18 protein-coding genes are annotated in these 19,196 nt (G+C 58.7%); 6 read left to right on the top strand and 12 right to left on the bottom strand.

Annotated elements, in window-relative coordinates:
• Positions 1 to 12 precede the first annotated feature (12 nt).
• On the bottom strand, positions 13 to 240 hold the full coding sequence (locus tag KHQ26_RS18395; RefSeq protein ID WP_004195346.1) for a YejL family protein: 228 nt from the start codon (positions 238 to 240) through the stop codon (positions 13 to 15).
• Positions 241 to 426: 186 nt separating this feature from the next.
• Here KHQ26_RS18395 and yejK point away from each other — a divergent pair, with 186 nt between their 5' ends.
• Entirely contained in the window at positions 427 to 1,434 is a 1,008-nt protein-coding gene (yejK, locus tag KHQ26_RS18390; protein WP_004144267.1) for a nucleoid-associated protein YejK, read from the top strand.
• 19 nt (positions 1,435 to 1,453) lie between these two features.
• On the opposite strand, the gene KHQ26_RS18385 is transcribed toward yejK, so the two are convergent.
• Positions 1,454 to 2,215 (bottom strand): DeoR/GlpR family DNA-binding transcription regulator, encoded by a 762-nt coding sequence (locus KHQ26_RS18385; RefSeq protein WP_014343355.1) that lies wholly within the window; start codon positions 2,213 to 2,215, stop codon positions 1,454 to 1,456.
• A gap of 82 nt (positions 2,216 to 2,297) precedes the next feature.
• Here KHQ26_RS18385 and KHQ26_RS18380 point away from each other — a divergent pair, with 82 nt between their 5' ends.
• Positions 2,298 to 2,894: an NUDIX domain-containing protein gene (locus tag KHQ26_RS18380; RefSeq protein WP_004144265.1), complete on the top strand. Its 597-nt coding sequence runs from the start codon at positions 2,298 to 2,300 to the stop codon at positions 2,892 to 2,894.
• Positions 2,895 to 2,912: 18 nt separating this feature from the next.
• Here KHQ26_RS18380 and KHQ26_RS18375 read toward each other — a convergent pair whose 3' ends face one another.
• Positions 2,913 to 4,199: a serine hydrolase domain-containing protein gene (locus KHQ26_RS18375; RefSeq protein WP_049123746.1), complete on the bottom strand. Its 1,287-nt coding sequence runs from the start codon at positions 4,197 to 4,199 to the stop codon at positions 2,913 to 2,915.
• A gap of 103 nt (positions 4,200 to 4,302) precedes the next feature.
• Between KHQ26_RS18375 and KHQ26_RS18370 the strand changes: the two genes are divergently transcribed.
• The gene (locus tag KHQ26_RS18370; protein WP_020804245.1) at positions 4,303 to 5,154 is read left to right on the top strand and encodes a LysR family transcriptional regulator; all 852 of its coding nucleotides are present in this window, start codon (positions 4,303 to 4,305) and stop codon (positions 5,152 to 5,154) included.
• A gap of 58 nt (positions 5,155 to 5,212) precedes the next feature.
• On the opposite strand, the gene rplY is transcribed toward KHQ26_RS18370, so the two are convergent.
• Positions 5,213 to 5,497, bottom strand: a complete 285-nt coding sequence (gene rplY, locus KHQ26_RS18365; RefSeq protein WP_004189006.1) for a 50S ribosomal protein L25 — start codon at positions 5,495 to 5,497, stop codon at positions 5,213 to 5,215.
• 136 nt (positions 5,498 to 5,633) lie between these two features.
• Positions 5,634 to 7,391: a DEAD/DEAH box helicase gene (locus KHQ26_RS18360; protein WP_004144263.1), complete on the bottom strand. Its 1,758-nt coding sequence runs from the start codon at positions 7,389 to 7,391 to the stop codon at positions 5,634 to 5,636.
• Between the two features lie 147 nt (positions 7,392 to 7,538).
• Here KHQ26_RS18360 and rsuA point away from each other — a divergent pair, with 147 nt between their 5' ends.
• From rsuA to KHQ26_RS18345, 3 genes are all read left to right on the top strand, one after another.
• On the top strand, positions 7,539 to 8,258 hold the full coding sequence (rsuA, locus tag KHQ26_RS18355) for a 16S rRNA pseudouridine(516) synthase RsuA (protein ID WP_020804251.1): 720 nt from the start codon (positions 7,539 to 7,541) through the stop codon (positions 8,256 to 8,258).
• Positions 8,255 to 9,451 (top strand): Bcr/CflA family multidrug efflux MFS transporter, encoded by a 1,197-nt coding sequence (locus tag KHQ26_RS18350; protein ID WP_009486448.1) that lies wholly within the window; start codon positions 8,255 to 8,257, stop codon positions 9,449 to 9,451. Before rsuA ends, KHQ26_RS18350 begins: the two co-directional genes overlap by 4 nt.
• A gap of 331 nt (positions 9,452 to 9,782) precedes the next feature.
• A complete protein-coding gene (locus KHQ26_RS18345; protein WP_002912974.1) occupies positions 9,783 to 10,127 on the top strand; it encodes a YejG family protein in 345 nt (114 codons plus the stop codon).
• Between the two features lie 3 nt (positions 10,128 to 10,130).
• Here the strand turns inward: KHQ26_RS18345 and yejF are convergent, their stop codons facing one another.
• The 7 genes from yejF to KHQ26_RS18310 all read right to left on the bottom strand — a co-directional run bounded on the left by yejF (position 10,131) and on the right by KHQ26_RS18310 (position 19,185).
• The gene (gene yejF / locus KHQ26_RS18340; protein ID WP_004151118.1) at positions 10,131 to 11,720 is read right to left on the bottom strand and encodes a microcin C ABC transporter ATP-binding protein YejF; all 1,590 of its coding nucleotides are present in this window, start codon (positions 11,718 to 11,720) and stop codon (positions 10,131 to 10,133) included.
• A 1-nt stretch (position 11,721) separates the two neighbouring features.
• Entirely contained in the window at positions 11,722 to 12,747 is a 1,026-nt protein-coding gene (locus KHQ26_RS18335) for a microcin C ABC transporter permease (protein ID WP_002912972.1), read from the bottom strand.
• Entirely contained in the window at positions 12,747 to 13,841 is a 1,095-nt protein-coding gene (locus KHQ26_RS18330) for a microcin C ABC transporter permease YejB (RefSeq protein ID WP_004149130.1), read from the bottom strand. The genes KHQ26_RS18335 and KHQ26_RS18330 overlap by 1 nt, the downstream gene beginning before the upstream one ends.
• A gap of 9 nt (positions 13,842 to 13,850) precedes the next feature.
• On the bottom strand, positions 13,851 to 15,656 hold the full coding sequence (locus KHQ26_RS18325) for an extracellular solute-binding protein (RefSeq protein ID WP_020804249.1): 1,806 nt from the start codon (positions 15,654 to 15,656) through the stop codon (positions 13,851 to 13,853).
• A 68-nt stretch (positions 15,657 to 15,724) separates the two neighbouring features.
• The gene (locus tag KHQ26_RS18320; RefSeq protein WP_002912968.1) at positions 15,725 to 17,287 is read right to left on the bottom strand and encodes a cyclic di-GMP phosphodiesterase; all 1,563 of its coding nucleotides are present in this window, start codon (positions 17,285 to 17,287) and stop codon (positions 15,725 to 15,727) included.
• Between the two features lie 188 nt (positions 17,288 to 17,475).
• On the bottom strand, positions 17,476 to 18,045 hold the full coding sequence (gene mepS, locus KHQ26_RS18315) for a bifunctional murein DD-endopeptidase/murein LD-carboxypeptidase (protein WP_002912967.1): 570 nt from the start codon (positions 18,043 to 18,045) through the stop codon (positions 17,476 to 17,478).
• A gap of 426 nt (positions 18,046 to 18,471) precedes the next feature.
• On the bottom strand, positions 18,472 to 19,185 hold the full coding sequence (locus tag KHQ26_RS18310) for a phosphatase PAP2 family protein (RefSeq protein WP_002912965.1): 714 nt from the start codon (positions 19,183 to 19,185) through the stop codon (positions 18,472 to 18,474).
• Between the last annotated feature and the right edge of the window lie 11 nt (positions 19,186 to 19,196).

Below are 19,196 nucleotides of genomic sequence, written 5' to 3'. Positions count from 1 at the left end.
TTGCTGTTATCCTTAATGCGCTGGATCGTCGTTAATCGAAGATTGCAAAGCCTGCGCGAAAGAACGGGCGATGGCCTGACGCTGCGCCGGCGCGACGCTACTGTTGATCAGGTTGGTCACCATATTGCCTAACACCATCAGTGAAAGGTCCACCGGGGCTTTGTGTGATTCCAGGACGTTCGTCAGCTCGCTGAGCAACTGTTCGACCTGTTGATCGCTATAGCGGGAAATTTGCGGCATAAACTCAAAATCTGTTTGTTCGTGAAAGGGCAACATATTACCGTAGCAGCAGCTTTTTTTCCGCATTTTTTCGCCGCGGCGCAAAAGCGCATCAATCGACGTTAGCGACGTCGAAATGTGTGGCGCCAGTTGCGTCGGCCACCCGGCGGTGGTTGAATACCGCCCGGTCTAAAAGGAGAGTTTAACATGAGTCTGGATATCGACCAGATTGCCCTGCATCAGTTAATCAAACGTGATGAACAAAATCTGGAGCTGGTGCTGCGCGAGTCACTGCTGGAGCCGAACGCGACGGTCGTCGAGATGATGGCTGAACTGCACCGGGTCTATAGCGCCAAAAGCAAAGCCTATGGCTTGTTCAATGAAGAGAGCGAACTGGCCCAAGCGCTGCGCCTGCAGCGTCAGGGGGAAGAAGAGTTTCTGGCGTTTAGCCGCGCGGCGACCGGTCGCCTGCGCGATGAGCTGGCGAAATACCCGTTCGCCGAAGGAGGCATTGTCCTCTTCTGCCAGTATCGTTACCTTGCGGTCGAGTATCTGCTGGTGGCGGTACTCAATAACCTGAGCAGTATGCGCGTCAACGAAGAGCTGGATATCCGCTCGACCCATTATCTGGATATTAACCATGCCGATATCGTCGCGCGCATCGATCTCACCGAATGGGAAACCAACCCGGAGTCGACCCGCTATCTGACCTTCCTGAAAGGGCGGGTAGGGCGCAAAGTGGCCGATTTCTTTATGGATTTCCTCGGCGCCAGCGAAGGGCTTAACGCCAAAGCGCAGAACCGCGGCCTGCTGCAGGCGGTGGATGACTTCGCCGCCGATGCCCAGCTTGATAAATCCGAGCGACAGAACGTGCGCCAGCAGGTCTACGCCTACTGCAACGAACAGCTGCAGGCTGGGGAAGAGATTGAGCTGGAGTCGCTGTCCAAAGAGCTCGCCGGCGTCAGCGAAAAGAGCTTCCAGGAATTCACCGCTGAGCAGGGCTATGAGCTGGAAGAGAGCTTCCCGGCGGATCGCAGCACCTTACGTCAGCTGACCAAGTTTGCCGGCAGCGGCGGCGGATTGACCATTAACTTCGACGCCATGCTGCTGGGCGAACGCGTATTCTGGGATCCCGCCACTGATACCCTGACCATTAAGGGTACCCCGCCGAATCTGCGCGACCAGCTGCAGCGCCGGACGTCAGGCGGCAATTAAGCCCTGCGCCACGGCGGCGCTACCGCTGAACGGGGACGATCTCCACGCCGCTCTGCACCAACTGTTGGCGCAGCGCGGCGTCGGGTTCTCCATCGACAATCAGCGTACTGGCGAGGCTCAGCTCGCCGATGGCAAAGGCCGACGCGGCGTTGAGCTTTTCCCGGGAGGCCATTACCACGGTTTCTGCCGCCCTGGCCGTCAGCGCGCGCTTGATGCCTGCCTCTTCGTAATCACCGGTGGTGAAACCCGCCCGCGGGTGGACGCCGGTCACCCCCATAAAGAACAGATCGGCGTTGATCCGCGCCATTCCCGCCAGCGTCTCGGCGCCGACGGCGACAACCGAATGTTTAAATACTCTGCCGCCGAGCAGGATCACCTCGATTCGCGGATGGTCCACCAGCGCCACGGCGATGCCAGGGCTGTGGGTGACCACCGTGCAGCTGAGGTCGGCGGGTAAAAAGCCGATCATCGCCGCGGTGGTGGTGCCGCCATCGACAATCACCACCTGTCCCGGCTGGATCATGGCGGCGGCGGCGCGGGCGACCGCCTGCTTGGAGTCGATCTGCACGCTTTTGCGCGTTTCAATTGGCGCAATGGCGGCGGAAACCGGCAATGCCCCGCCATGGACCCGCTGCAGTTTTCCCTCCGCCGCCAGCTCGCGCAGATCGCGGCGAATGGAGTCCTCGGAGACGTTAAACCGCTGGCTTAGCTCCCCGGACATCACCTGTTTTTCCTCGGTGAGGATCTGGAGGATCTGCTGTTTTCTCTGACTGGCGAGCATCGGTTTTCCTTCATCGAATGATCTTGTTTGTGCACGATTATGCATGTTATGGTGCCTGCTGTCACCTCAAAGGGGAAATAACATGCAAACACATGCACCGCACGTCCGCCACGTTCGCGAGACGCTGCTCTCGGATAACTGGTACACGTTGAAAAAATATACCTTCGAACTGCTGCGTCGGGACGGTCGCTGGCAGGAGCAGAGCCGCGAGGCTTATGACCGGGGCAACGGCGCAGTCATTTTACTCTACAACCGGGAAAAGCGGACGGTGGTCCTGACCCGTCAGTTCCGTTTTCCGGTATTTACTCATGGCCACGACGGATATCTCATTGAGGCGGCTGCCGGGCTGTTGGATAACGCCTCGCCGGAGGCGCGGATCGTTGCCGAAGCGGAAGAGGAGACCGGCTTTCGCGTGACCCGTGTCGAACCCGTCTTCACCGTCTTTATGAGCCCCGGCTCCGTCACCGAAAAACTCTACTTTTTTATCGCCGAATATCAGGCCGATGACCGTCGGGGCGACGGCGGCGGACTGGCGGCGGAAGGTGAGGACATTGAAGTACTGGAGTGGCCGCTGACGCGGGCGCTGCAGGCCATTCGCGATGGCGAGATCATGGATGCTAAAACCATTATCCTGCTGCAACACCTGGCGCTGAATGCCGACACGCTCCTCGCCGGCTGAGCGGCAAGGAGCGGGGAGTTAACGCAGCTCGCGGGCAATGGCGCTGTACATCAGCGCCGCTTCCAACGGCTGAGCGTTGAAGGAAGGTTCCGCCTGCGGCCAGGTCGACCACTGGACGATCACCAGGTGTTCCGCGCGGTTCACCATGATCACCTGGCCGTAGATCCCCAGCGCCCACAGCGACCCTTTAAGCCCTTCCTGCGGCGTCGGCTGGACGTTTTGCGCATTCGCCGGAATCGCGTTATTCCACCACTGATAGCCGTAAATACCCTCCGGATGCGCTGCCGAGACCGAGTTTAGCGCCTTGGTCCAGCTGGCGGCTTGATCGAACCAGCCAGTCGGCACCAGCTGTTTGCCATTGCTTAACCGACCGTCACGGGCGACGAATTCACCAAAGCGGCCCCAGTCTTCAAGGGTGGCGTTAAAGCCGTGGGCGCCGACGTCGTGCTTCCCTTGCTGATAAGCATGCCACACGCCGTCGTGGGCCATCCCGGCCGGCTGCCATAGAGCCTGTTCAAGCCAGGCGGCCAGCGACATGCCGGTGGCGCGCTCCAGGATATCCCCAAGCAGCCAGGCGCCGACGGAAGAGTAGGACCACTGCTCGCCCGCCGGGTGTTGACGCGCCAGGCCGGTGACGATCTTACGCACGCAGGCATAGGCGCCGGGGTGCGCTTCACACTGGGTCAGGCGGGCGAAATGCGACTGCGGGTCGGTGTAGTCTTCATTCCATTCCACCCCGCTGGTGTGTTGAATCAACTGCTTCAGCGTTACGCCGTCCCAGGCGGTGCCTTTCAGTTCGGGTTCATAAACGGTAATCAGGTCATTAAGGGAGTGGATTTTACCCTGTTGAATGGCGATACCGACCAGCGTCGAGACCACCGATTTGCCTACCGAGCGCGAGGTCCACAGGGTGGTGTCGGTATTACCTTCGGCGAGATATTTCCAGGCGACTTTACCATCTTTCAGCACCAGCATACCGCTGACGTTCTCGCGCTTCAGGTAATCCTGCAAATTCCAGGTGTGGCCGTTGAGCGTATAGCGGGCATCGGTCAGTTGTTTTTCAGCGCGCTCCAGCGGCGTCGAGGCGCCGTGGCGGAAGACATCGCCGGCATAGTTGCGATAGTCATTGCGAAAGCCAATCACGCGTGAAGTCTGATCCCAGCTGAGCATGTCTTTGGCCGCGGATAGCGTTTGATCGTAAGGCGTTGGGCAGACATCCAGCGTCAGGCTGCCGCAGTGTTGCGCCATTGCCGCCGCCGGCAGAGCCGCCAATATTAACGCCAGGGCCAGTGGTTTTCTTATCATTGTCATTTCCTCGTTTGCCATAGATTCGCTGCGCAGTATATAAATCGGCGCGCGCCGGCTAAAATCAGCACATGGGGGATTTTCCCCCTTAAGGGAGAAAAGGATGAAAACCCTACAGTACTCATTCGCACAGATTGAAGCCTTCGCGACGATTGCTGAGACCGGCAGCCTGTCGCAGGCGGCCATTCGTTTAGCTAAAGACCGGACCACGCTGCGCGATCTGCTGGACTATCTGGAAGATGCTCTGGGCTACCGGCTGTTCAGCCGTGAAGGACGTAGCCTGACGCTAACTGCCGAGGGTGAGCAGCTGTTTCGCCAGGCGCATCTGCTGTTGCGTCAGGCGCAGGCTTTCGAGTCTTTTGCGCAAACGCTGCCGCAAACCGCCGGGCAGGCGCTGCGTCTGGTGTACGATCCCTTCGTGCCGCGTGAATTTCTCTGTGCGCTGGCCGATAACCTGGCCCGACGGCAGATCCGCCTGAGCTGCTGGAGCGCCTCGCGTCGCGAAGCCGAGCAGGCGCTGAGCGATGGCGTGGCGGAGATGGCGATATGTCAGGCTAACAACCGCACGCTGGGGAGCGAAATGGAGTGGCGGGCGCTCGGCACCGTGGATCTGCGTTTCTACGCGGCGGACAGCCTGTTCCACGACGCTCCGCGGCCGCTGACGCTATTGAATCTTTCGTTGACGCCGCAGTTAGTGATGCACCGGCGCAGTGACGATCAAATCGCCCGCCGGCTGCAGATTTCCGGCCATACGCTGGAGCAGGGGAGGGGCTGGGGGTTTTTACCGGACCATTTGCGGCCAGGCGAGTGGCAGGGAGTCAGTGAAATCGCGACGGAGGTCGGCAGTCAGGGGCTGAACGTCACTATGGTGATGCTCTGGCTGCCCGGAATGAATAAGCATCGGATGCTTAGCGACATCGTGCACGAGGCGCCGGAGCTTTGGCAGCGCAGATAACAAAACGCCCCGGAGCCTGAGACCCCGGGGCGCTTGCCATACAACTTGCTATCGGCGATTACGCGCGAACGAAGTCGATGTGAGTCAGTTTCGGCTTGAACGCGTGGCGCTGAACAGCCTGAACTTTGACTTTTTCTTCTTTGCCATCAACAACGACGGTCAGAACTTCGCTGTAAAACTCAGCTTTGTCCTGCATGTTCCATACTTTGTCGTGGTCCAGTTCGATAGCAACCGGAGCAGCTGCGCCACCGTAGATGATTGCCGGGAACTTGTTAGCTGCGCGCAGGCGGCGGCTCGCACCCTTACCCTGCTCTTTACGTACTTCTGCGTTGATAGTAAACATTGATGTCTCTCTATATATAAAGCCTGCTACAGGCGACCCAGCAACAGGCGGATTATCTGCTTTGCGAATGCAAAAGCGGGCGGCATTATAGCCGCCAAACGACACCCGGGCAATCAAAACCTCAGCTTTCCGGTAATTAACGCAGCTCGTTGGCGCGACGAAAACGCCCCTGATAATCGAACACTTTTTCCCGCACCTGCCAGTACTGCCCCTTCATGCGGGCGACGACAAAGTCCGGATGGCGCAGCAGCGCCTGCTGGGTCACGATATCCGCCGGCGTTATCCAGCGCAGCGGCACCCCGGGGGTGCGGGTATGCGGGCGAATAAACAGTTGTTCGAAGGCGGTGCGCTGGGCGGGGGTCTGCAGACGGAAGCGCTCACTGACATCCGCCCCGTCTTCATCGTAGTAGGTGATTTTCAGCCACGGGCCCTTCTCGTCGCCGCCGTGCTGCAGGGCCATGCCGCTGCAGCGCAGCACCAGCGCGTCCTTCAGTTTCAGCGCCGCCTTCAGCATATCGTCCGGGTCAACCAGTATAGTGTCGCACTCCCGGCAACGGCGGGCGGCGATGTCGTTTTCCGCATTACACTGCGGGCAGTTTTTAAAGCGAAAGCGGAAGTCGCACTGTTCGCGGTGGCCGTCGTCATCTTCGAACCACCCCTGGCAGCGGCGGCCAAAGTGTTCAATCAAGGTGCCGTCGGCGGTGGTTTTGCCCCAGAAGGTATTGGCGAAGCCGCAGGCTGGGCAGAAGACCTGCACCGGCACGTTGTCGCTTTTGCCCTTCGGCGTCCCTACTTCCGGGGCATACAGGTCATGCGGATTGCCGGCGTAGTCGAGGATCAGACAGTCGGTTTTCCCCGGCGCCAGGCGCAGACCGCGGCCAACGATCTGTTGGTAAAGACTCACCGACTCGGTGGGGCGGAGGATGGCGATCAGGTCGACGTGCGGGGCGTCGAAGCCGGTGGTCAGCACCGCGACGTTCACCAGATAGCGATACGCCTGCGCTTTAAAGGCCTCGATGATGCGATCCCGCTCCGGCCCAGGCGTTTCGCCGGTGATCAGCGCCGCCTGGCCTACCGGCAGCAGGCCGGTCACTTCCCGGGCGTGTTCCACGGTGGCGGCAAAGATCATCACCCCTTTGCGGTTTTCGGCGAACTCCACGATCTGGCTGACAATATGCGGCGTGATACGCTGTTGTTTTTTCAGCTCATGGTTAAGATCGGCTTCGCTGAACAGGCCGTTGCTTTGCGCCTGCAGGCGGCTGAAATCGTACTGCACCACCGGCATATCGAGGCGCTCCGGCGGCGTCAGATAGCCGTGTTTAATCATATAGCGCAGCGGTAGCTCATAGATGCAGTCGCGGAACAGGGCCTTTTCATCGCCGCGCACCATCCCATGATAATGGAACTGATAGATCCAGCCCTTGCCAAGGCGGAACGGCGTGGCCGTCAGGCCGAGCAGCCGGATCTGCGGATTGACCTGCCGCAGGTGACCGATGATCTGCTGATACTGGCTGTCGTCATCATCGCTGATGCGGTGGCATTCATCGACGATGAGTAGCGAAAATTCGCTGCGAAACTGGTCGAGATTGCGCGCCACCGACTGCACGCTGCCGAACACCACTTTGCCGTGGCTCTCTTTTCGCTGCAGACCGGCGGCGAAGATATCCGCCTCGAGGCCAAGGGCGCAGTATTTGGCATGGTTCTGCGCCACCAGCTCTTTGACATGGGCCAGCACCAGCACGCGGCCGCGCGCCAGCCTGGCAAGCTCGGCGATCACCAGACTTTTGCCCGCGCCGGTGGGCAGGACAATCGCCGCCGGCTCGGTATGGCGACGGAACCAGGCGAGGGTGGCATCGACGGCTTCTTGTTGGTAAGGACGTAATGTAAAAGTCATGAATTCACGGGGCTAATTAACTGGCGAATAGTATGCCATGAATCTTTTCCCTTGAGTGGTGTTAAGAGCCCGTTATACTAGCCGGTGAAATTCTTCTTTTTCGGGCGATTTGCCCGCTCCAGCACTATGACAGGCTAAAAAAATCTCATGCGACTTGATAAGTTTATCGCTCAGCAGCTGGGCGTCAGCCGGGCTATTGCCGGGCGTGAAATTCGCGGCAGCCGCGTTACCGTGGACGGCGACATTGTGAAAGATGCCTCTTTTAAGCTCCAGCCGGAGCACGAGGTGGAGTATGACGGAAATACGCTGACCCAGCAGAATGGCCCGCGTTACTTTATGCTCAACAAGCCGCAAGGGTACGTCTGTTCCACCGACGATCCCGATCATCCGACTATCCTTTATTTCCTCGACGAGCCGGTGGCGCATAAGCTGCACGCCGCCGGACGGCTGGATATCGACACCACCGGGCTGGTGCTGATGACCGATGACGGCCAGTGGTCGCATCGCATTACCTCGCCGCGCCACCACTGTGAAAAAACCTATCTGGTGGCGCTGGAAAGCCCGCTGGCGGAAGGGACCGCGGAGCTGTTCGCCAAAGGCGTTCAGCTGCATAACGAAAAAGATCTCACCAAATCGGCGTTGCTGGAAGTTATCACTCCGACCGAAGTGCGCCTCACCATCAGCGAAGGCCGCTACCATCAGGTGAAACGCATGTTCGCCGCCGTGGGCAACCACGTGGTTGGCCTGCATCGGGAACGCATCGGCGACATCCTGCTGGATGAATCGCTGGCGCCGGGTGAATATCGTCCGCTGACGGAAGCGGAAATCGCCAGCGTGGGCGCCCCGCAGCCACGGAGTAAAACGTGACGCTGAAGCAAAATTCTTCACTGGGGATTGTGTTTATCCTTGGCCTGCTGGCCATGCTGATGCCGCTGTCTATTGATATGTATCTTCCGGCCCTGCCGGTGATCGCCGCCCAGTATAACGTCCCGGACGGCAGCGCGCAGATGACGCTCAGCACCTATATCCTCGGCTTTGCGCTGGGTCAGCTGCTGTACGGCCCGATGGCGGACAGCCTTGGCCGCAAGCCGGTGATCCTCGGCGGGACGCTGGTCTTCGCGGCGGCGGCGGTAGCCTGCGCCCTGTCGCAAACCGTCGATATGCTGATTGTCATGCGTTTCTTCCACGGTCTGGCAGCCGCGGCGGCCAGCGTGGTGATTAACGCCCTGATGCGCGACATCTATCCGAAAGATGAGTTTTCGCGCATGATGTCGTTTGTCATGCTGGTCACGACCATTGCGCCGCTGGTGGCGCCGATGGTCGGCGGGGCGGTGTTGGTCTGGTTCAGCTGGCATGCCATCTTTTGGATCCTCGCCCTGGTGGCCCTGCTGGCCTCGCTGATGATCGGCCTGTTTGTCCGCGAAACGCTGCCGGCTGAAAGGCGTCAGCCGTTCCATCTGCGCACCACGCTGGGTAACTTTGCCACGCTGTTCCGCCACAAGCGGGTACTGAGCTATATGCTGGCGAGCGGCTTTAGCTTCGCGGGCATGTTCTCTTTCCTTAGCGCCGGTCCCTTTGTCTACATCAATATAAACCACGTCGCGCCTCAGCACTTTGGCTACTATTTTGCGCTGAACATCGTTTTTCTGTTTCTGATGACCATGTTCAACAGCCGGTTTGTGCGGCGGGTAGGGGCGTTGCGTATGTTCCGCGCCGGGCTGTGGATCCAGTTTGCCATGGCGGTGTGGATGGTGGTCTGCGCGCTGCTGGATGTCGGCTTTTGGTCACTGGTGATCGGCGTAGCGGCCTTTGTCGGCTGCGTATCCATGGTGTCGTCTAACGCCATGGCGGTGATCCTCGATGAGTTTCCGCATATGGCGGGCACTGCTTCGTCGCTGGCGGGGACTTTCCGTTTCGGTATCGGGGCAATTATCGGCGCGCTGCTGTCAATGGCGACGTTTACCACCGCCTGGCCGATGCTGATCTCTATTGCCTTCTGCGCAACCTGCTCTATTTTCTTCTCGCTTTACGCATCCCGGCGGCGAAAAATCGCACGCTAGGTCACATTTTCAGGGGCGAAATCGCCCCTTTCTTGATGCATGTCAACCGCAATGGGCTTCAGGGTTCTGCGATTTGTTTCCTTTATGTAAAATCAATTAGTGTAAAAAGTCGCATTGTTGCGATAAAAAAGTTGTTTTGGATCACAGAAACGGGTACATATAGCGCCAATCGGCTCGCCGGGTATAAAAAATAAAGCGCTGGATTATAAGCGCTTAACCCTGGTCCGCCGCCGCTGTAAACGTTTTCTGCCTCAAGGCAGGACTATTTGTCAACAGTGTGTTAATATTGATGTAAATTTATTGTGAAGCCTTTTGCTTCCGGGGAAACCAAGTGAATACACAACAACTCTCTATCGTACACCGTCTGCCGCAGAGCTATCGCTGGCTGGCCGGTTTTGCGGGTTCCAGAGTTGAACCGATTCCGCAAAACGGCGCGCAGAACGAGAACAGTCTCGTTGCCCTTAAATTGCTGAGCCCGGACGGTGAGAAAGCCTGGCCGGTGATGCATAAGCTCAGCCAGGCGTTAAGCGACATCGAAGTCGACTGTTCCGTGCTGGAGTGCGAAGGTGAACCCTGCCTGTTCGTTAACCTGCAGGATGAGTTTGCCGCCACCTGTCGTCTGAAAAACTTTGGCGTGGCCATCGCCGAGCCCTTCTCCGGCAATAACCCTTTCTGACCGTCAGCTTAGCGCCAGCAGCTGGCGGGTATACTCATGCCGGGGTGCGCTGAAGACGGACTTGCACTCGCCCTGTTCGACCACCTCTCCCTGACGCAGCACCATCACCTGGTGACACAGCGCCCGCACCACGCCTAAATCATGGCTGATAAAAATATAGGCCAGCTGATGCTTTCGCTGTAAGGCTTTCAGCAGGTTCAGAATCTGCGCCTGAACGGTTTTGTCCAGCGATGAGGTCGGTTCATCGAGGACGATCAGCTGCGGTTTGACGATCAACGCTCTGGCGATGGCGATACGCTGTCGCTGGCCACCGGAGAACGCCGCCGGATAGCGCTGGCGGCTGGCCGGGTCGAGGCCGACCTCCTGCATGGCAAGGATCACCGCCTGTTCGCGTTCGGCCGCCGTCAGCGTCGGCTGGTGGACGCGCAAGCCTTCCTCAATGATCTGCTGCGCCGTGAGGCGCGGATTGAGCGACGAGTTCGGATCCTGAAAAACCACCTGCATCTGTCGGCGCAGCGGTAGCAGCTGTCGGCGGTTACGCCCCTGAATCGGCTGGCCGGCGAAGGTTATCTTGCCCCCGGACGGGATCAGGCGCAGCAGGGCCAGGCCGGTGGTGCTTTTACCGGAACCCGACTCCCCCACCAGGCCCAGCGTCTCGCCGGCGCGCAGCTGAAAGCTGAGGCTGTTGACCACCCGATGATGATCGACCACCCGACGCAGGATCCCTTTGCGAACGGGAAACGCCACCTTTAAATCGTCCGCCTGCAGCAGCACCGGGGCATCGGCGGCCAGCGGCACCGGCTCCCCGTCCGGCTCGCTATCCAGCAGGCGTTGGGTGTAGGGATGCGCTGGCGCGCTGAACAGCGCCCGACAGTCATTGTGTTCCACGCAGCGGCCGTTCTGCATAACCGCCACCCGGTCAGCCAGCTGGCGGACGATGCTCAGGTTATGAGTGATAAACAGCAGCCCCATGTTCAGCTCCTGCTTCAGCTCGCGCAGCAGTTGCAGAATTTGCGCCTGCACCGATACGTCCAGGGCGGTAGTCGGCTCGTCGGCGATCAGCAGCTCCGGGCGAGTTAGCAGCGCCATGGCGATCATCACCCGCTGGCGCTCGCCACCGGAGAGCTGATGCGGATAGTCCGCCAGCCGCCGCGGCGCCTGACGGATCCCGACGCGCTCCAGGCAGTCGAGGATCTCCCCGCGCGCCGCCTGTTTGCGCATTCCCCGGTGTAACGACAGCACCTCGTAGAGCTGTTTTTCCAGGGTGTGCAGGGGATTGAGCGATACCATCGGCTCCTGAAAGATCATCGCGATCCGGTTGCCGCGCACGCCGCGCAGGGTCGCCTCATCCGCATGCAGCAGCGACTGGCCATGAAAACGGATGTCACCGCTGGGGTAGCTGGCCGGCGGGGTAGGGAGCAGCCGCAGCACCGACAGGGCGGAGATGCTCTTACCTGAGCCGGATTCGCCCACCAGGGCCAGCGTTTCGCCGACCGCCACCTCGAGCGACAGATTATGCACCACGGTCTGCGTCTCACCCTGCTGGCGAAAGGCAATAGAGAGATTGTCGATAGCTAACAGCGGGTGGGTCATATTACACCGCCTTACTGGGATCAAAGGCGTCGCGAACCGCTTCACCAATAAAAATCAGTAGCGTCAGCAGCACGGCGACGGAGAGAAACGCGGCAATGCCCAGCCAGGGCGCCTGCAGGTTGTTTTTGCCCTGCAGCAGCAGCTCGCCGAGGGAGGGGGAGCCGAGCGGCAGGCCGAAGCCGAGAAAATCCAGCGACGTCAGGGTGGTAATGGAGCTGCACAGGATAAAGGGCAGAAAGGTGAGGGTCGCCACCATCGCGTTGGGCAACATATGCCGCAGGATGATCTGCCGGTCGCTAACCCCTAACGCCTGCGCCGCCCGAACATAGTCGTAGTTGCGGGTGCGGAGAAATTCCGCGCGCACCACGCCCACCAGCGTCATCCAGCCAAAGAGAACGGTGATTGCCAGCAGCCACCAGAAGCCCGGCTGCACGACGCTGGAGAGCAGGATGATCAGGAACAGCGTTGGCATGCCGGACCAGACTTCGATAAAGCGCTGTCCCCACAGGTCGATTTTACCGCCGTAGTAACCCTGTATCGCCCCGGCCAGCACCCCCAGCACGCTGGAGAACAGCGTCAGCAGCAGACCGAAGAGCACCGAGATGCGTGTCCCATAGAGGATCCGCGCCAGCACATCGCCGCCGTTGGCGTCGGTGCCGAGCCAGTTGCTGGCCGAGGGCGGCGATGGAAAGGGAACCGTGCTGGCAAAATTAATTGTCGTCGCGCCGAAGCGCACTGGCGGCCATAGCGCCCAGCCGTGAGTCGCCAGCTGCTGCTGCAGCCAGGGATCCTGATAGTCGGCGGCGGTGGCGAACGCGCCGCCGAAGGTTTGCTCGGTGTAGTTTTTTAACACCGGGACGTACAGCTGGCCCCGGTACTGCACCAGCAGCGGGCGGTCGTTGGCCAGCAGCTCGGCGCCCAGGCTGCAAAGGAAGAGAATTAAAAACAGCCACAGCGACCAGTAGCCGCGACGGTTGTGGCGAAAGCGCGCCCAGCGGGCCTGATTAACGGGACTGAAGAAAGACATTAGCGGCCCTCAAAATCAATGCGCGGGTCGACCAGCGTATAGCTGATATCGCTGACGATATTCAGCAGCAGGCCAATCAGAGTGAAAATATAGAGCGTGCCAAACATCACCGGATAGTCGCGGGAGACCGTCGCTTCATAGCCCAGCAGACCCAGGCCGTTTAGCGAGAACATCACTTCGATCAGCAACGAGCCGGTAAAGAACATACTGATAAAGGTGGCCGGGAAGCCGGCGATTACCAGCAGCATGGCGTTACGGAACACGTGTCCCCAGAGGATCTGTTTCTCACCAACGCCTTTGGCGCGGGCGGTGACCACATACTGTTTGCGGATCTCGTCGAGGAAGCTGTTTTTGGTCAGCATAGTCAGCGCGGCAAAGCCGCCAATTACCGTCGCCAGCACCGGCAGGGTGATGTGCCACAGGTAGTCGAGGATCTTCTGATACCAGGGGAGGGTGTCGAAATTTGGCGAGACCAGACCGCGCAGCGGGAAGAGGTCGAAATAGCTGCCGCCGGCAAAAATCACGATCAGCAGGATGGCGAACAGAAAGGCAGGGATCGCATAGCCAATGATAATCAGCGTACTGCTCCAGATATCAAAGCGGCTGCCGTTGCTGACCGCTTTGCGGATGCCCAGCGGAATGGAGACCAGATAGATAATCAGCGTGCTCCACAGCCCGAGGCTCACCGAGACCGGCAGGCTGTCTTTAATCAGCTGCAGCACGGACGCGCTGCGAAACAGGCTGTCGCCGAAATCAAAGCGCAGATAATCGCTCAGCATCTTCAGATAGCGTTCGTGCAGCGGTTTATCGAAGCCGTAGCGGTGGGTGATCTCGGCGATGACTTCCGGGTCGAGGCCGCGCCCGCCGCGATAGTGACCCTCGCTGATATTGCCTGCGCCGGTGCGGGCATGGCTGGCGCCCATGCCGCCGTCGCCAGCCCCCGGCATCCCGCCGCGCTGATTAAACTCGATGGCGGCGATGGCCTGATCGACCGGGCCGCCAGGCGCGATCTGGACAATAAAAAAGTTAATGGTGATGATGGCCCACAGGGTGGGGATGACTAACAGCAAACGGCGGATCAGGTAGCTGCCCATGGGATGTCCTTAGCGTCTGTCCGCAGGGAGGGTGGCCGCTTTGTTCACGTCGTACCACCAGGTATCGAGGCCGGACGAATAGATGGGGCGGGTCGCGGGGAAAGAGAACTTATTCCACCACGCGGTGCGGTCCTGCGCCATATACCACATCGGCAACATGTAGTTATTCCAGGTCAGCACACGATCCAGTGCCCGACCGAGAGGGATCAGTTTCTGCTTATTGCCCTGCCACTGCAGGATCTGCGCAATCAGCTTATCCACTACCGGGCTTTGCACCCCGGGCGCGTTGTAGCTGGAGTGAATATAGTCGGACGCCCAGGAGATTTGCAGGTCGGTCCCCGGCCAGGGCATGGCGCGCCACAGGCTTGGCATCATGTCGTAATCCCGGCTGCGGCGGCGGTTGCTGTACTGCGAATTATCAACCTGACGAATATCCATGACGATCCCCAGACGCTGTAGGTTGTGCTGAAACGGCAGCACCCAGCGGTCATTGCCCCCGGCCGGCAGCAGTAGCTCAAAGCGCAGCGGCTTGCCGGTGGCGGCGTTGACCCGGCGCTGGTTCTTCACCGTCCAGCCCGCCGCATTGAGCAGGGCGTCGGCTTTGAGTAAGTTTGCGCGGTCGAAGCCATCGCCGCGGGAGACCGGCGGCTGGTAAACCTGGCTGAAGAGCTCCGGGGGCAGTTCGTTTTTCATCGGCGTCAGCAGGGCCAGCTCGGCTGCGTCAGGCAGGCTGCGGGCGGCATATTCGGTGTTCTGGAAATAGCTGTTGGCGCGCTGATAGGCGCTGTAAAACAGCGCCTTGTTCATCCATTCGAAATCGAACGCCAGGGTAATGGCCTGCCGCACCCGGCGATCGGCAAAAATCGGGCGCTGAATATTGAACGCCAGCCACTGGGTATCCTGCGCCGAGGTATTGGTATGCTCATCTTTAATGATGTAGCCGCGGCTGAAGTTGCGACCGACGTAGCGGGTAGCCCAGTTTTTGGCGACGGTCTCTTCCCGGCGATCGACGGCTCCCGCTTTAAAGGCTTCGAAAGCGACATTGTCGTCGAGATAATAGTCATAGCGCAGCGTATCGAAATTCCAGCGACCGCGGTTGACCGGCAGGTCGGCCGCCCAGTAGTCGGCGACGCGGGAATAGGTAATATATTGCCCCATTCGCCAGGCGCTGATGCGGTATGGCCCGCTGGCCAGCGGCGGCTTCGACAGCGGGTCGCTGAGTTTGTGCTGGCGCCAGAACGCCTCGGGCATCACCGGCAGGCTCAGCAGACTCAGCATGTTCTCTTTGCCGGGCTGGCCGAGGTCAATACGCACGGTCAACGGCGCGATGGCCTTCACGGTGGTGCCTTTATAAAACAGGCGAAACTGCGGCACCCCTTCGGTCATAAACTTGTTGAAGGTAAACGCCACATCGCGGGCGGTGATCGGCGTGCCGTCATGGAAGCGGGCGCGCGGGTTGAGCGCGATCTCCATCCAGGAATAGTCCTCGGCATAGCGCGCCCGCTCGGCAATCAGCGGGTAGTAGCTGCCGGGCTCATCATCCGAGGTGGTGAACAGGGTATCGTAGAGCGCCTCCGTGCGTACCGCGGGGTTGCCGCGCAGCGCATAACGGTTGAAGTTATCAAAGGTGCCGATCGCCGCCAGGGTGAGGGTGCCGCCTTTCGGCGCCCTGGGATTGACGTAATCAAAATGACTGAAACCGGCGGCGTATTTCGGTTCGCCGATAATCGCGAAGGCTACGCTTTCCTGAATGGTTTGCGCCTTAGCGTCCAGGCTAAACAGAGCCAGCAGAATCAGAAAGAGGCGCGCATACATAGGCGGCAGAATACCCTGTCATGGCCGGCCCCCATGGCCGACATCCGTTCCCGCATCATAAGTGAGACTTAGCGCGTTGTGAAATAGTTCGCGGGTTCATCGTGCGCAGCCACCAGCCCGGCCAGCGACAGCGGTCGGCTGATCCAGTACCCCTGCAGGAAATGAACGCCCTGGCCGCGAAGCCACTCCGCCTGTTCCTGGGTCTCCACCCCTTCGGCGACGGTCATTAATTTCAGCCGGCGGCTGAGGGTCAGTACCGCATCCAGCACCGGCGAGGTTACTGTTTCAGTACCAATCGCCTGCACAAAACCGCGATCGATCTTCAGATAATCGAAGTTATAGCGTTCGAGATAGATCAGCGCGCTATGCCCGGTGCCGAAATCATCAATCGCGATTTCGAATCCCTGGCGGTGGAGCCAGGCGAAGTTAGCCATCGATTTTTCTTTATCAATCATCGCCCGCTCGGTTACCTCCAGCACCACGTGAAAGTGGTCGGCTGGCAGCGCGGCGGCGAAGCGCAGCATATCGTCGCGGAAGCTGTCGGCCTGCAGATGGGCAGGGGAAATATTCAGCCCCAGCTTCACGCCGCGCGGCAGAATACGCTTCAACACCGCAGCGTCGCTGGCGATCAGCGCGAGCAGGTGATGGGTTAGCGGCACGATCATCTGCTGGGTTTCGGCCAGGTTAATAAAAACGTCGGGCGGAATTTCACCAACCACCGGATGGCGCCAGCGCATTAGGACCTCCACGCCGCTGATACGTAGAGTCTGAGCATTAACCACCGGCTGATAAACGATGTAGAACTGGTTATTTTTGATCCCCAGCAGAATGGATTTTCGCGGATCCGATTTGATCGTCAGCACGTAATAGCAGAGCAGCCCCGCCAGCAGGCCGCAGACGACCCCGAGCAGCAGAGCAAACTGCGTATTTTCCGCCAGCCAGCTGTTGGCATACAGGTAGACCTTCAGCGGTAAGCCCTCGATCTGTGCCTGGCGGATCGGCGCGTTATGCAGCGTTTGCGGATCCACCAGCCGATTACTGAAGGTGGAGATAGCGGTGTGATCGATGGCCAGCGCAATGCCGCTGAAATCGTTTTGCCGCGCGGAATAGAGGATATACGGCGTGAGATTAGCGTTAATCGACACAAAAATGCCGCTGTTTTGATCGCCGGGTTTACCTACCCACAGCGCCAGCGCCGCGCTCTTCGGCATCATCGGCGTGCCTGGTAAAATCGCCATAGCAACGGGTTTGCTGATATCGATGGCCGGGATCAGCTGGCTGAGGGGCGTATTCATGGCTCCCGTAGCCGATGAGCAAAAGGCGATGCCGTTTTTGACCAGCAGGAAAGCGCGGACGTTGGGGCTGAACGCGGCGTGGGAGGTAAGCCCGGAGTCAATATTCTCGCAGGGCTGGTCCACCAGCGGCTGCAGGCCGTCAATGGTCTGGCGCAGGTCGTGAAAATAGCTTTTCAGATAGGTATTAACATTGTTGATAATGGCGTCGAAACGCTCGGCCCGGTTATGGTAGATCACCATAAACTGAATGCTCCCGGCCAACAGCGCGACGATGATCCCCACGCTCAGGCTGGTTAACCAGGTTTTACGCTGGGGCGAAAAGTAGCGAGTAAGCATAGCCAGATTCTTTCCGTATTATTGAAGCGCATCAACGGAGTGTCGGTCGTCGTTTTTCTCATTCCCACTTAAAAGACATAGCTTATTTTGCGACGTTGAGAACCAGGTGGCAAAAAAAAACACTGCCTGGGGCAGTGTTTTTTATCCCGCAGCCAGCCAAGGGATAACCGGCGGCGGTGGAGGACAGTTTACGAGCGGCTCAGGACTCGACGCGCTTCATTGTAGCGCTTTTTCCAGTATGGCTCATCCATGCTGGAGATAGTCACCCCGCTGCTGGTGGAGGCGTGAACAAACTGGTTGTTGCCGAGGTAGATCCCGACATGGCGGCCGGTAGAGCCGGCGCGAAACAGAACCAGATCGCCTGTACGCAGTTGGGCACGGGAAATCGATTTTCCGGTTTCCTGCTGTTCAGAGGTTGAACGCGGCAGTTCCAGACCAAATTGTTCGCGGAAGGTGCGCTGCACAAACGCTGAGCAGTCGATACCCTTGCGGGTGCTGCCGCCGAGGCGGTAACGCACGCCTTTCCAGCTGGCATACTGATCCATTAAACGGGACTTTACGTCCAGGTTACGGACCATCGTTTCAAATTCATCCTGAGAGGCTTGCAGTGATGATAAATCGCCACTACCCACAGCATGCGTCTCAGAATGCATATTCCTGGCGGTACTTGTTGAACTACACGCGGAAAGCAGAACCGCTACTGCAATCGCGGGGGCTACCCGCAAGATATATCTCAAAATCGGCTGAGATTTGACCATGCTGTTTATTTTCCCTTGTTGTCCTTAACGACAATGTCGTTATAAAAAATGCCAAACGTGTTAGAGCCTAAATACCCATCCGCAATGAGACAATTCCTTAAGCTTAAATTTGTGCAGTCACGCACAATTTTATTCATGCCCTGAATTAATGCTGCGGAAAAGGCAAAACGAGAACGAGATTACCCTATCAAACGCCGCATGGCGAGCGGTTTTGCGCGATTTCTTATAAGTATTTTGGTGACAAAAAGTGAATCATCGGGAAAGGCCAAAATTACGGCAATATCGGGCAAAAAACAGACAATTCCTTCATTTGTCACGGGATTAATGTGACAAGAAGATGAACGTCATGTTGAAAAAAAGGGAAAATGTAAAAAGGGACCCAAAAGGTCCCCTTATAGTTAATGACTCTTGCGGCTGCCGGAGACATTATTTGGCCGATATTCTGCTGGGTAAGTAGCGATCGAAAAAGGCGATCAATTTATCGCTCAGCGGGGTCATCAATACCCAGGGCGCGCCGATCAGCACGGCGGTCAGGGAGCCGACGGCAATATCGCTAAACCAGTGGGCGCCAATCATTACCCGCGGGAAAGCAAAGACCACAAAGATAATCAGCGCGACGCCCAGCGCGCGACGGCCAAAATAGCGCCACATAAAGCTCGCGAAGATCAGCAGCATCATCCCATGATCGCCAGGGAAGCTGTCCTTCGACGCATCCTTAGTGGGGAAGTTAACGACGTCGCTGACGCGGGTAATATCGCTAAAAAACAGCGACGGGCTGGCGCGCTGTACCGGCATCAGGTGTTGTGCGAGCTGGTTGATGATCACCGCCGCCAGCAGCATCACCAGGCCCATGATGGCGATCTGACGACGGCCTGCAGTCGGCGCCTTTAGCCAATAGCTCAGCATCAGGCAGCCCATCGCCAGCAGCGAACAGGCGTCGAAGGCGCGATTGTTGATGATCGCCAGCAGCCAGGCATAAGCATGGCTGACGCTGACGCCATGGTTAAAGAAATGGAAGATCGCGGAGTCGACCGGCAACCACGCGCCATGGTTGGCTGGCAGATACCAGGAGCAAAATAGCGCTACACCCGCGATGTTAAGCAGCAGGATTAAAGGAATTCGGTTTTTCATCATAGCCATTGCGATTTTGT

Origin of the sequence: Klebsiella sp. 10 (assembly GCF_018223925.1) — a bacterium.
In the GTDB taxonomy this organism is placed as follows: Bacteria; Pseudomonadota; Gammaproteobacteria; order Enterobacterales; family Enterobacteriaceae; genus Klebsiella; species Klebsiella pneumoniae.
The sequence above is the reverse complement of the archived record's forward strand: the minus strand, read 5'-3'. Positions and strand labels throughout refer to the sequence as shown.